The 12,205-nt window shown below is 72.3% G+C and carries 10 protein-coding genes; 3 read left to right on the top strand and 7 right to left on the bottom strand.

The features are described 5' to 3' along the window. Nucleotides 1-117 precede the first annotated feature (117 nt). Nucleotides 118-1,614, top strand: coding sequence for an LCP family protein (locus AB0O53_RS28610; protein ID WP_435886682.1), 1,497 nt, complete (start codon nt 118-120; stop codon nt 1,612-1,614). Between the two features lie 57 nt (nt 1,615-1,671). Here AB0O53_RS28610 and AB0O53_RS28605 read toward each other — a convergent pair whose 3' ends face one another. Continuing rightward, entirely contained in the window at nt 1,672-2,208 is a 537-nt protein-coding gene (locus AB0O53_RS28605; RefSeq protein WP_351001684.1) for an acyl-CoA thioesterase, read from the bottom strand. Between the two features lie 106 nt (nt 2,209-2,314). Here AB0O53_RS28605 and AB0O53_RS28600 point away from each other — a divergent pair, with 106 nt between their 5' ends. Continuing rightward, nucleotides 2,315-3,637: an LCP family protein gene (locus tag AB0O53_RS28600; RefSeq protein ID WP_359125945.1), complete on the top strand. Its 1,323-nt coding sequence runs from the start codon at nt 2,315-2,317 to the stop codon at nt 3,635-3,637. A 55-nt stretch (nt 3,638-3,692) separates the two neighbouring features. On the opposite strand, the gene manB is transcribed toward AB0O53_RS28600, so the two are convergent. Both manB and AB0O53_RS28590 read right to left on the bottom strand, forming a co-directional pair. After that, a complete protein-coding gene (gene manB, locus AB0O53_RS28595) occupies nt 3,693-4,775 on the bottom strand; it encodes a mannose-1-phosphate guanylyltransferase (RefSeq protein WP_351001680.1) in 1,083 nt (360 codons plus the stop codon). Between the two features lie 350 nt (nt 4,776-5,125). Next, complete coding sequence (locus AB0O53_RS28590; RefSeq protein WP_030387007.1) at nt 5,126-6,283, bottom strand: acyl-CoA dehydrogenase family protein; 1,158 nt, start codon at nt 6,281-6,283, stop codon at nt 5,126-5,128. 204 nt (nt 6,284-6,487) lie between these two features. Here AB0O53_RS28590 and AB0O53_RS28585 point away from each other — a divergent pair, with 204 nt between their 5' ends. Continuing rightward, a complete protein-coding gene (locus AB0O53_RS28585) occupies nt 6,488-7,831 on the top strand; it encodes a UDP-glucose dehydrogenase family protein (protein ID WP_365199383.1) in 1,344 nt (447 codons plus the stop codon). A 93-nt stretch (nt 7,832-7,924) separates the two neighbouring features. Here the strand turns inward: AB0O53_RS28585 and AB0O53_RS28580 are convergent, their stop codons facing one another. The 4 genes from AB0O53_RS28580 to AB0O53_RS28565 form a co-directional block, all read right to left on the bottom strand. Continuing rightward, nucleotides 7,925-9,004, bottom strand: coding sequence for a membrane dipeptidase (locus tag AB0O53_RS28580; protein WP_365199380.1), 1,080 nt, complete (start codon nt 9,002-9,004; stop codon nt 7,925-7,927). Nucleotides 9,005-9,159: 155 nt separating this feature from the next. Next, nucleotides 9,160-10,338 carry a dipeptidase gene (locus AB0O53_RS28575; protein WP_351001674.1) on the bottom strand — a complete coding sequence of 393 codons (1,179 nt, stop codon included), beginning with the start codon at nt 10,336-10,338 and terminating at the stop codon, nt 9,160-9,162. Continuing rightward, entirely contained in the window at nt 10,335-10,871 is a 537-nt protein-coding gene (purE, locus tag AB0O53_RS28570; protein ID WP_183069179.1) for a 5-(carboxyamino)imidazole ribonucleotide mutase, read from the bottom strand. The genes AB0O53_RS28575 and purE overlap by 4 nt, the downstream gene beginning before the upstream one ends. After that, nucleotides 10,868-12,139, bottom strand: coding sequence for a 5-(carboxyamino)imidazole ribonucleotide synthase (locus tag AB0O53_RS28565; RefSeq protein WP_403138359.1), 1,272 nt, complete (start codon nt 12,137-12,139; stop codon nt 10,868-10,870). The genes purE and AB0O53_RS28565 overlap by 4 nt, the downstream gene beginning before the upstream one ends. Between the last annotated feature and the right edge of the window lie 66 nt (nt 12,140-12,205).

The following is a 12,205-nucleotide window of genomic DNA, read 5'->3' as shown; positions in this document are numbered from 1 at the left end:
GTAAGGACAGCGGCTGATCGTATGGGCCTACTGTTCTGTCGAATCAGCCGGCCGAGGTACCCGAGGGCCGGCCCGTCCTTCGACCGGTATCCCTGTGCTCCCGCGGAGGTGTCCCCCGTGCCCCAGCCGCACCGTCCCATCCGTCCGACCGGGCCGCCCCGGCCGCAGCGCGTGCCGCGCGGCAGCGGCGGCGGACCGGCCCGGCACCGGGAGGGGCGGCCGCGCTGGGGGGTGCGGATCGCGGCCGGGCTGTCGCTGGCGGTGCTGGGCTCCGGTGCCGTCGGGCACGCCGTGATGACCGGTCTGGACACCGGGATCGAGCGGGTGGACCCGTTCAAGGACATGAAGAACCGCCCGCAGGCCGGACACGGCATCAACTTCCTGCTGGTGGGCACCGACGGCCGGGAGAAGATCAGCCCCGAGGAGAAGCGCGAGTACCGCCTGGGCGGGGCGCCCTGCCACTGCACGGACACGATCATGCTGGTGCACCTGTCGGCGGACAAGGAGCGGGCGAGCGTCGTCAGCCTGCCCCGCGACAGCTACGCCGAGGTGCCCGCGCACCGCGACCTCGTCACCGGAAAGGCGCACAAGGCGCACCCCGTGAGGCTGAACGCGGCCTACGCGGAGGGCGGGCCCAACCTCACCGTGCGGACGGTCGAGAACATGACCCGGGTGAAGATCGACCACTATCTGGAGGTCGACTTCACCAGCTTCATGAAGACGGTCGACGCGATGGGCGGGGTGGAGATCTGCACCGCCAAGACGATGCGCGACCCGAACACCGGCCTCGACCTGCTCCCCGGAACCCACCGGCTGACCGGCGGACAGGCCCTGCAGTACGTGCGCTCGCGGCACGTCGACGGCGCCTCCGACCTCGGCCGGATGCAGCGCCAGCAGCGGTTCATCGCCGCTCTGATCAAGCAGGCGACCGGCGGCGGGGTGCTGCTGAACCCGGTGAAGTTCAAGGAGCTCAGTTCCACCCTGCTCGGCTCCGTCCGCGCCGACAAGGGCTTCGGGTCGGAGCAGATGCTCGCGCTCGGGCAGGCGATGCGGGACTTCACGCCCTCCTCCTCCGAGTTCGCCTCGGTGCCCATCGGCAGCCCCTCGTTCCGCGTCAAGGGCATCGGGTCCACCGTGAAGTGGGACGAGCCGAAGGCGGCCAAGCTCTTCGAGGCGCTGCGCCAGGACCGCCCGCTGGCCCCGGCCCGGCCCGGGAAGGCGGCCGCCGGCCGGCCCGTGGCGGTGCCGGTGGACGTGCCGCCCGCGCAGGTCCGCGTCCAGGTGGAGAACGGGACCCGGATCGACGGGCTGGGCGGGCGCGTCGACGCCGCGCTGCGCGCCACCGGCTTCGACACCACACGGGCCCCCGGCAACGGCGCAAGCCGCGACGTCCGGCGCACGGTGATCACGTACGACCCCCGCTGGGACCGCTCCGCGCGCTCGGTGGCGACCGCGCTGCCGGGCAGCGAGTTGCGGGCGGTCGCGGGGCAGGGCCGGACGGTCACGGTGATCGCGGGCGCCGACTACCGCAAGGTGGTGCCGGTGCGCGCGGAGGACCCCTACCAGGGCGCCTTCGGGGTCGTCAGCGGCGACCAGGTGGTCTGCGGCGACTGAGGGCCCGAACGTGCCGCGGGGGCCCTGGTGCGGGCGGGCCGGCCCGGTCGTCGGGGCTCAGTCGTCGAAGCCCTGGGCGGCGCGCTCCTCGCGCAGGGCCATGATGGCCTGGCGGCGGGCGAGCCGGTGGGTGCGGCGGATCTGGGCCTCCTGGTAGCGGCGCTCGTCCCGCTCCGTCTCCGGGAGCACCGGCGGGACCCGGCGGGGCTTGCCGTCGGAGTCCACCGCGGTGAAGACGAGGTAGGCGCTGCCGACCTGGGTGGCGGGGGTGGACTCGTTCCACCGCTCGGCGAGGACGCGCACGCCGATCTCCATGGAGGAGCGGCCGGTCCAGTTGCACTGTGCCTTCACGTGCACGAGGTCGCCCACCCGCACGGGTGCGAGGAAGGCCATCTCGTCCATGGAGGCGGTGACGGCCGCGCCGCCGGAGTGACGGCCCGCCACGGCGCCGGCGGCGTCGTCGACCAGCTTCATGATGACGCCGCCGTGCACCGTCCCCAGGAGGTTGGTGTCGTTGGCCGTCATGATGTGGCTGAGGGTCGTCCGGGAGGCGGCGGTCGGCTTCCCGGGCAGCTCGCCCGGTATCTGTGTCATACGGACACCTTAGTTGGGTCCGGGAGGCATCAGCTCTGCAACAGCACCGGTACGGAACCTCCCCCGGGCTGTCGGAGGCGCCGCCCGGGAAGGCATCCTTGGGCGCATGAATGACTGGCCAGAAGGTCGTGACGACGCCTACGGACGCGGCAGCGCGCGTCCGCAGCCCGAGGGTGTGCAGCGGATGCGGCACGTCCAGCGGCAGCCCCAGCAGCCGCCGCGGCCCCCGCAGCCCGGCCACCCGCCGCGGCCGCAGCGCCCGGCCGGGCCGGCGCCCGTGCCCGGCGTCCCCCCGCAGCAGGCGGGCGGCCACGACACGTACGGCGGTTACGACAGCGGCTACAACACCGGCCAGGTCTACGGCTCGCCCTCGGGCGGTGCCCCGGGCCGGCCGCAGGGTCCCGGCGGGCCGCAGGGCCCCGGCGGCCCCGGGCGGCCGCCCGGCCCGGCCCCGGACTGGCGCAAGCGCATCAAGGTCGGCTCGATCGTCCTGGTCTCCGCGCTCCTTGTGACGTCCGTCTCCACCTACTTCTGGGCCGACTCCAAGGTGCGCCGCGAGGTGGACCTCTCCAAGGTCATCGAGCGGCCCAAGGAGGGCGACTGCACGACGTACCTGATCGTGGGTTCGGACAGCCGTGAGGGCATGTCCGACGAGGAGAAGAAGAAGCTCCACACGGGCTCGGCCGAGGGCAAGCGGACCGACTCGATGATGATCCTGGCGAAGTGCTCCAGCGGGAACACCATGATCTCGCTGCCGCGCGACTCGGACGTGGAGATCCCCTCCTTCGTCGGCTCCCAGTCCGGCAAGAAGTTCCCGGCGCAGGGGCGTCGGGTCAAGCTGAACGCCGCGTACGCGGAGGACGGCCCCGAGCTGCTGGTGCGCACGGTCGAGCACAACACCGGCCTGCGCATCGACCACTACGCGGAGATCGGCTTCGCCGGCTTCGCGAACATCGTGGACGCGCTGGGCGGCGTGGAGCTCGACATCGAGGAGGGCTTCAAGGACGAGAAGTCGGGCGCCGACTTCAAGGCCGGCAAGCAGACGCTGAACGGCGAGCAGTCGCTGGCCTTCGTGCGGACCCGGTACGCCTTCGCCGAGTCGGACCTCCAGCGGACGAAGAACCAGCAGAAGTTCCTGGCGGCGCTCGCCAACCAGGCGGCGACCCCCTCGACGATCCTGAACCCGTTCGCGCTCTACCCGATGCTCGGAGCCGGCCTGGACACCCTCATCGTCGACAAGGAGATGGGCCTGTACGACATGGGCCAGATGTTCTTCGCGATGAAGGGCGTCAACGGCGGTGACGGCGTGTCGATGAACATGCCGATCTCCGGGCAGCGCGGCGGCAACCTCGTCTGGGACAAGGCGAAGGTGCAGCAGCTGGTGAAGCAGATCCAGAACGACGAGAAGGTCACCGTCCGCGGCAACTGACCGCGGCGGCGGCCTTCCCGCCGCTCGCGGCCCCGCCGCCTCCCCGGACCGGGATTCAGGCGTCCGGGGAGAAGCGGATGGCGGCGGCGGGCAGTTCCGCCTCGCACCACACCCGGGCGCCGGCCCGCAGTTCGTTGTCGGCGCCCACCGAGGCGCCGTCGCCGACGACGGTGCCGTCCAGCACGGTCCGGGCGCCCACGTGGGCCCGGGCGCCGATCAGGCTGGCGTTGACCTGCGCGTCGGGGCCGATGACCGCGTCGTCGAGGACGATGGTGCCCTGGACGACCGCGCCGGCCTCGATCCGGGCTCCGGCGCCGACGACGGTGCCGCCCGACAGCTTGGCCCCGGCGGCGACCTGCGCGCCGGGCAGCACCAGGGACTCGCCCCGGCGGCCGGGTACGGCCGGGGAGGGGACGACGCCGCGGACGAGGTCGGCGGAGGCCTGGATGATGGACTCGGGCCGGCCGAGGTCCATCCAGTAGGTGTTCTCGGTGACTCCGTGCAGCGTGGCCCCGGAGGCGAGCAGGCCCGGGAAGGTCTCGCGCTCGACGGAGACCGGGCGGCCGGCCGGGATGGAGTCGATGACGCTGCGGCGGAAGACGTAGCAGCCGGCGTTGATCTGGTCGGTGATGATCTCTTCGGGCGTCTGCGGCTTCTCGGTGAAGGCCAGCACCCGCCCGTCGGGGTCGGTGGGGACCAGGCCGAAGGCGCGCGGGTCCTCGACCCGCACCAGGTGCAGGGAGACGTCGGCGTCGGCCGCCTCGTGGGCGTCGACGAGCCCGCGGATGTCCAGGCCGGTGAGGATGTCGCCGTTGAAGACGAGGACGGAGGAGTCGGGGCCGCCGGTCAGGCGCTGCCCGGCGTTGCGGATGGCGCCGCCGGTCCCGAGGGGCTCGTCCTCGACCACGTACTCCAGGCTGAGGCCGAAGTCGGAACCGTCCCCGAAGTAGGGCTCGAAGACCTCGGCGAGGTAGCAGGTGGCCATGACGATGTGCGTGACACCGGCGGCCGCGGCCCTGGCTATCTGGTGGGCGAGGAACGGGACGCCTGCCGTGGGGACCATCGGCTTGGGCGTGTTGACCGTCACGGGACGCAGCCGTGTGCCCTGTCCGCCGACCAGCAGGATCGCTTCCGTCATTGCGTTCTCCCCAACCGATTCCGGCGTACGAAGGTCCAAATTTAGCCCATCCGGGGACGCCCGGAAGCCGGTGCCGGATGGGTCGGCCGGCGCGCGCTCCGTACGGGCGCCGCGCTCGGTATGTCATGAAATGCCCAGGTGTTCGCACGGGCAGGGGGCGAACGGATCGGCGGGGCCGGGCAGTTGCCGCCCGGGACTCCGCGGGCCCTGTCCGCCGCGGCCGCCCCGTACCGGGACGAACCAGGCGCCGGCGGGCCGGGCCGGTGGTCCGCCGGCGGCGGATCCCGTACAGGACGACCCCCGGCCGGGGCCGGGGGTCGCCTGGGTGCGCGCGGGCCGGAGCCCCGCGGCTACGGCAGGTTGCGGGCCATGACGATCCGCTGGACCTGGTTCGTGCCCTCGTAGATCTGGGTGATCTTGGCGTCGCGCATCATGCGCTCGACCGGGTAGTCACGGGTGTAGCCGTAGCCGCCGAGGAGCTGGACGGCGTCCGTGGTGACCTCCATGGCCACGTCGGAGGCGAAGCACTTGGCCGCGGCACCGAAGAAGGTCAGGTCGCCGTCGACGCGCTCGGACTTGGCGGCGGCCGAGTACGTGAGCTGGCGGGCGGCCTCGATCTTCATGGCCATATCCGCGAGCATGAACTGCACGCCCTGGAAGTCGCCGATCGGCTTGCCGAACTGCTTGCGCTCCTGGACGTAGCCCTTGGCGTAGTCCAGGGCGCCCTGCGCGATGCCGAGCGCCTGGGCGGCGATCGTGATGCGGGTGTGGTCGAGGGTCTTCATCGCGGTGGCGAAGCCGGTGCCCTCGGCGCCGATCATGCGGTCGGCGGGGATCCGGACGTTGTCGAGGTAGACCTCGCGGGTCGGGGAGCCCTTGATGCCGAGCTTCTTCTCCGGGGCGCCGAAGGAGACTCCCTCGTCGGACTTCTCGACGACGAAGGCGCTGATGCCCTTGGAGCGCTTCTCCGGGTCGGTGACGGCCATGACCGTGTAGTACTCGGAGACGCCCGCGTTGGTGATCCAGCGCTTGACGCCGTTGAGCACCCAGAAATCCCCGTCGCGCACGGCGCGGGTCTTCATGCCGGCGGCGTCGGAGCCCGCGTCCGGCTCGGAGAGGGCGTAGGAGAACATCGCGTCGCCCTTGGCGAGCGGGCCGAGGTACTTGGCCTTGAGCTCCTCGGAACCGGAGAGGATCACCGGGAGCGAGCCGAGCTTGTTGACGGCCGGGATGAGGGAGGAGGAGGCGCAGACGCGGGCCACTTCCTCGATCACGATCACGGTGGCGAGGGCGTCGGCGCCCGCGCCGCCGTAGGTCTCCGGGACGTGGACGGCGTGCAGGTCGCTGGCGACCAGCGCGTCGAGGGCCTCCTGCGGGAAGCGGGACTCCTCGTCGACGGCGGCTGCGAACGGCAGGATCTTCGCCTCGGCGAGCGAGCGGACCGACTCGCGGAGCATGTCGTGCTCCTCGGCCGGGCGGTACAGGTCGAAGTCGGCAGAACCCGCCAAGATCTCTCACTCCCCAGGGTGACACGCGAAAAACGTGATGCTAACTACCGTTAAGTAACCCAAGTTTAGTGGCCCGCTCACGGATGGCGATATGGGCGCCCCACGTGAGTTGCGTGACAGAAGGGGTACTCCTGGGGACCGTCCCCCCTGACCGGCCCGACTATGCTCAGTGGCCGCAAACGGCCCCGCACCTCTGGAGCACCCATGGCCCCCCTCAGGATCACTGTGATCGGCACCGGCTACCTCGGCGCGACCCACGCCGCGGCGATGGCGGAGCTGGGCTTCGAGGTGCTCGGGCTGGACGTGGTGCCGGAGAAGATCGAGATGCTGGCCGCGGGCCGGGTGCCGATGTACGAGCCCGGGCTGGAGGAACTGCTGGCCAAGCACGTGGCCGGACTGCCGGGCTCGACCGGGCGGCTGCGGTTCACGACCTCCTACGAGGAGGTCGGCGCCTTCGGCGACGTCCACTTCGTCTGCGTGAACACCCCGCAGAAGCACGGCGAGTACGCGTGCGACATGTCCTACGTCGACTCCGCGATGGCCTCGCTGGCCCCGCACCTGACCCGGCCGGTGCTGGTCGTCGGCAAGTCCACCGTGCCGGTGGGCTCCGCGCAGCGGCTGGCGCAGAAGCTGGTCGAGCTGTCCCCGGCGGGCGACGGCGTGGAGCTGGCCTGGAACCCGGAGTTCCTGCGCGAGGGCTTCGCCGTGCAGGACACCCTGCACCCGGACCGGATCGTGATCGGCGTCCAGGGGGAGCGCGGCGAGAAGCTGCTGCGCGAGGTGTACGAGACCCCCATGTCCGAGGGGTCGCCGCTGGTCGTCACCGACTTCCCGACCTCCGAGCTCGTCAAGACCGCCGCCAACTCCTTCCTCGCCACCAAGATCTCCTTCATCAACGCCATGGCGGAGGTCTGCGAGGCCGCCGGCGGCGACGTGGTCAAGCTGGCCGAGGCCATCGGCTACGACGAGCGGATCGGCGCGAAGTTCCTGCGGGCCGGGATCGGCTTCGGCGGCGGCTGCCTGCCCAAGGACATCCGGGCCTTCATGGCGCGCGCGGGCGAACTCGGCGCGGACCAGGCCCTGACCTTCCTGCGCGAGGTCGACTCCATCAACATGCGCCGCCGCGGCCACATGGTCGAGCTCGCCCGCGAGGCCGTCGGCGGCTCCTTCCTCGGCAAGCGGGTCGCCGTGCTCGGCGCCACCTTCAAGCCGGACTCGGACGACGTACGGGACTCGCCCGCCCTGAACGTGGCGGGCCAGATCCACCTGCAGGGCGGCCAGGTCACCGTCTACGACCCCAAGGGCATGGACAACGCCCGGCAGGTCTTCCCGACCCTCGGGTACGCGGACTCCGCGCTGGAGGCGGCCCGCGGCGCGGAGGTGGTCCTCCACCTCACCGAGTGGCGCGAGTTCCGCGACCTCGACCCGGCGGAGCTCGCCTCCGTCGTGACCGACCGGCTGGTGCTGGACGGGCGCAACGCGCTGGACCCGGTGCGGTGGCGTGCCGCCGGGTGGACGTACCGGGCGATGGGGCGGCCCCGAGCCTGACCCCTGCGGGGTTGCTCGGCGTTCTCTGCCCGGCGGGGGTCGCATGCCGGGTGCGGCGCCGTGGCGGGGGCGCTGCCCCCGAGCCCCCGCGCCTCAAGCGCCGGCGGGGCTGGATTTGCGGCGGGACGTGAATTCGGTGTCGCGGACGACGCGGAGGGCGTTGCCCCAGGTGAGCAGGGCGAGGTCGGACTCCGGCCAGCCGCGGTCCAGGAGTTCCGCGATCAGTCGCGGGTAGCCCGAGGGGTCGGTCAGGCCGGTCGGGCGGGGGCCGGGCGGCTCGGTGCCGAAGGCCGCGCCGAGTCCGACGCCCTGCGGGCCCGCGACCGCCCGTACGTGGTCCAGGTGGTCGGCCACCGCGTGCAGGGAGTCCCCGGTGCGCGCGGTGTCGAAGGTGACCATCGCCAGGCCGTTCGCCTCGCGCAGCGCGACCAGGACCTCGTCGGTCACGTTCCCCGGATGCGGGTTCAGCGCGGCGGCCGCCGTGTTCGAGAGGATCACCGGAGCCTTCGACGCGCCCGCGAGCCGGCGGGCGACCTCCGGCTCGCAGCCCGCGAGGTCCAGCAGGATCCCCAGCCGGTTCGCCTCCTGCACCACCTCGTGGCCGAAGGCCGTCAGCGTCCCCTGCACCCAGGGCGCTCCCGCGGGCGCGAGGACCCGTACGCCCAGCGCGTGGAAGGCGCGCAGCGCGCCCAGCGAATCGGTCAGCGTCCGGCCCGGCACGGGGCCGAGGAACGAGGCGATCCGGCCGCGGTTGCGGGCGTCCGCCATGTCGTCGGCGCTGAGCGCGAGGCGGAGGCTGTCGGGGTAGCGGCGCACCAGGGTCAGGGCCGCGTCGATCTGGTCCAGGGTGTCCGAGACCACCCGGTCGCCCGCCGCTTCCTCGTGGGACCGGACCCCCGGCGGCACGAGCAGGGACCAGAACTGGGCCCCCACTCCCCCGGCGCGCAGGCGCGGGATGTCGGTGTCGACGCCCGCCTCGGGGGTTTCGATGTCGTGGTACGGGCTCTGGCGCAGGGTCCAGACCAGGGTGTTGCACCCGTCGGCGACGGGGTGGACGGACAGCAGCGCGGCGGCCCGGTCGAGGGCGCTCGCCTTCGTCTCGGGTCCGGCGGGGGCCTGGAGGTCCTGGGCCCCGACGCCCACGGAGTGGGGTTCGTCCTGCAGGTCGGCCATGGCGTTCGCTCCGGTCTCGGCGGCAGCAGGGAGAGCTGCTGTCACCGTGACACGTGCCGCGGCGCGGCCGCCCGGCAGGTGCGGCGTTCGAGTGAACCGTGGTCACACCGCGTCACCGCACCCGCCGGACCGGCGCCCGCGCCGTGCCGTCCTGCCTAGATCACCGCGTTCGACGGGCCCCGGGTCGCCGACAGGTCGCGTGCCACCGCTTCCGCGTCGCGCAGCACCCGGACCGCGTTGGACCAGGTCAGCTTGGCCAGGTCCGCCTTGGACCAGCCGCGCGCCAGCAGCTCCGCGACCAGGTTCGGGTAGCCCGCCACGTCGTCCAGGCCGGACGGGGTGAAGGCCGTGCCGTCGTAGTCCCCGCCGATGCCGATGTGGTCGACCCCGGCCACCTCGCGCATGTGGTCCAGGTGGTCGGCCACCGTGGCGGCCGTGGCCACCGGCCGCGGGCGGTCCGCCTCGAACGCGCGGTGCAGGGCCATCGCCTCGGGGGTGGTGTCGAGGTGGTGGAAGCCGTGCGCCCGCAGGTTCTCGTCGGCGGCCAGGGTCCACTCCACCGCCGCCGGCAGGATGAACTTCGGCACGAAGGTGGCCATCGCCACCCCGCCGTTGGCCGGCAGCAGCGCCAGCACGTCGTCGGGGACGTTGCGCGGATGGTCGCAGACCGCCCGCGCCGAGGAGTGCGAGAAGACCACCGGCGCGACCGAGGCGTCGATGGCGTCCCGCATCGTCGTCGCGGCGACGTGGCTGAGGTCCACCAGCATGCCGACGCGGTTCATCTCGCGGACGACCTCGCGGCCGAAGTCGGTCAGACCGCCGTGCCGGGGCTCGTCGGTCGCCGAGTCCGCCCAGTCGATGTTGTCGTTGTGCGTGAGCGTCATGTACCGCACGCCCAGCAGGTGCAGGGCGCGCAGCGTGGCGAGCGAGTTGTTGATGGAGTGGCCGCCCTCGGCGCCCATCAGCGAGGCGATCCGGCCGGTGGCGCGGGCCTGCTCCATGTCGTCCGCCGTGAGCGCCCGCACGAGGTCGCCGGGGTAGCGGTCGATGAGCTGGGCGACGGCGTCGATCTGCTCCAGGGTGGCGCTGACCGCCTCGTCGCCCGCGAAGTCGGAGCGCACGTACACGGACCAGAACTGGGCCCCGACACCCCCGGCGCGCAGCCGGGGGATGTCGGTGTGCAGGTGCGCGGACTGGTCGCCCGCGATGTCCCGCTGCGCCAGGTCGTAGCGCACCTGCTGGCGCAGCGCCCAGGGCAGGTCGTTGTGACCGTCCACGACGGGGTGCTCGGCCAGCAGCTCGCGCGCCTCCGCCAGACGCTGCGCCGCGCTCACTTGCCGAACCCGAAGGACTCCGCGTTCGCGACCTTCGTGCGCAGCCGCTTGCCCTTCTCGGTGGCCTGGTCGTTGAGCTCCTGCTGGAAGTCGCGCATCCGGGCCAGCAGCTCCGTGTCGTGGGCGGCCAGCATCCGTACGGCCAGCAGGCCGGCGTTGCGCGCCCCGGCGACCGAGACGGTGGCGACGGGAACCCCGGCGGGCATCTGGACGATCGACAGCAGGGAGTCCATGCCGTCGAGGTACTTCAGCGGCACCGGCACGCCGATGACCGGCAGCGGGGTGACCGAGGCGAGCATGCCGGGCAGGTGGGCGGCTCCGCCCGCGCCCGCGATGATCGCCTTCAGGCCGCGCCCGGCGGCCTGCTCCCCGTACTCGATCATCTCGCGCGGCATCCGGTGGGCGGAGACGACGTCGACCTCGTAGGGGATCTCGAACTCGTCGAGGGCCTGGGCGGCGGCCTCCATCACGGGCCAGTCCGAGTCGGACCCCATGACGATGCCGATGACAGGTCCTGCGGCGGTGGTGCTCATTCCGTGACCGTTCCTCTGAGGTAGTCGGCGGCGTGGCGTGCGCGCTCCAGCACATCGTCCAGGTCGTCGCCGTAGGTGTTGACGTGGCCGACCTTGCGACCGTGTTTCACGTCCTTGCCGTACATGTGGATCTTGAGCTGGGGGTCGTGGGCCATGCAGTGCAGGTAGGCCGCGTACATGTCGGGGAAGTCCCCGCCCAGCACGTTCGCCATGACGGTCCACTTGGCGCGGGGGCGCGGGTCGCCCAGCGGAAGGTCCAGGACCGCGCGCACGTGGTTGGCGAACTGGGAGGTCACGGCCCCGTCCTGGGTCCAGTGACCGCTGTTGTGCGGACGCATCGCCAGTTCGTTGACGAGGATCCGGCCGTCGGTGGTCTCGAACAGCTCCACGGCCAGGTGGCCGGTCACGCCGAGTTCCTGCGCGATGCGCAGGGCGAGGGCCTGGGCCTCGCCCGCCAGCTCCTCGGAGAGGTCCGGGGCGGGTGCGATCACCGTGTCGCAGACCCCGTCCACCTGGCGGGACTCCACGACGGGGTAGGCGACCGCCTGCCCGTGCGGGGAGCGGACGATGTTCGCCGCGAGTTCGCGGACGAAGTCCACCTTCTCCTCGGCGAGGACCGGGACGCCCGCCTTGAAGGGGGCCCCGGCGTCCTGCGGGGTGCGGACGAACCACACCCCCTTGCCGTCGTAGCCGCCGCGCACGGTCTTGAGGATGACGGGGAACCCGCCCACCTCGTCCGCGAAGGCGCTCACGTCGTCCGGATCGCTCACGATCCGGTGGCGGGGGCTGGGTGCGCCGATCTCGTCGAGCTTGGCGCGCATCACCCCCTTGTCCTGGGCGTGTACCAAAGCGTCGGGCCCCGGGCGGACGGGGATGCCGTCCGCTTCCAGGGCCCGCAGGTGCTCCGTGGGTACATGCTCGTGGTCGAAGGTGATCACGTCACAGCCGCGCGCGAAGGCGCGCAACGTCTCCAGGTCGCGATAGTCGCCGATGACGACGTCGCTCACGACCTGGGCCGCCGAGTCCTGTGGTGTGTCACTGAGGAGCTTGAATCTGATGCCGAGGGGGATACCCGCCTCGTGGGTCATGCGGGCGAGCTGACCGCCGCCGACCATGCCGACTACCGGGAACGTCACCTCTCCAGGGTATCCGCCGGTATTCCGCCATCCGGACGTGACCCTGGGAGGCGCGTGGCGCGATCCCGCGGTGTGCCGTGTGTCGCAGGGTGCCGGAAGGCACAGACGGAGCACAGGGGGGAGACTTAGCATGGGTGGGTTGACGGAGAACACCGGACGCCCCGTGCGGGGGCGGTGACCGACGGGACTGGCCTACTG

Source organism: Streptomyces erythrochromogenes, assembly GCF_040684695.1.
In the GTDB taxonomy this organism is placed as follows: domain Bacteria; phylum Actinomycetota; class Actinomycetes; order Streptomycetales; family Streptomycetaceae; genus Streptomyces; species Streptomyces erythrochromogenes_C.
Note: the sequence above shows the minus strand (reverse complement) of the source record. Positions and strands in the feature narration are given on the sequence as shown.

What these genes read in the sequence shown, in the direction of transcription:
- AB0O53_RS28565 (WP_403138359.1), bottom strand. Translation starts at nt 12,139, where the DNA reads ATGCTAAGTCTCCCCCCTGTGCTCCGTCTGTGCCTTCCGGCACCCTGC.
- AB0O53_RS28580 (WP_365199380.1), bottom strand. Translation starts at nt 9,004, where the DNA reads ATGGCCGACCTGCAGGACGAACCCCACTCCGTGGGCGTCGGGGCCCAG.
- AB0O53_RS28585 (WP_365199383.1), top strand. Translation starts at nt 6,488, where the DNA reads ATGGCCCCCCTCAGGATCACTGTGATCGGCACCGGCTACCTCGGCGCG.
- purE (WP_183069179.1), bottom strand. Translation starts at nt 10,871, where the DNA reads ATGAGCACCACCGCCGCAGGACCTGTCATCGGCATCGTCATGGGGTCC.
- AB0O53_RS28605 (WP_351001684.1), bottom strand. Translation starts at nt 2,208, where the DNA reads ATGACACAGATACCGGGCGAGCTGCCCGGGAAGCCGACCGCCGCCTCC.
- AB0O53_RS28600 (WP_359125945.1), top strand. Translation starts at nt 2,315, where the DNA reads ATGAATGACTGGCCAGAAGGTCGTGACGACGCCTACGGACGCGGCAGC.
- manB (WP_351001680.1), bottom strand. Translation starts at nt 4,775, where the DNA reads ATGACGGAAGCGATCCTGCTGGTCGGCGGACAGGGCACACGGCTGCGT.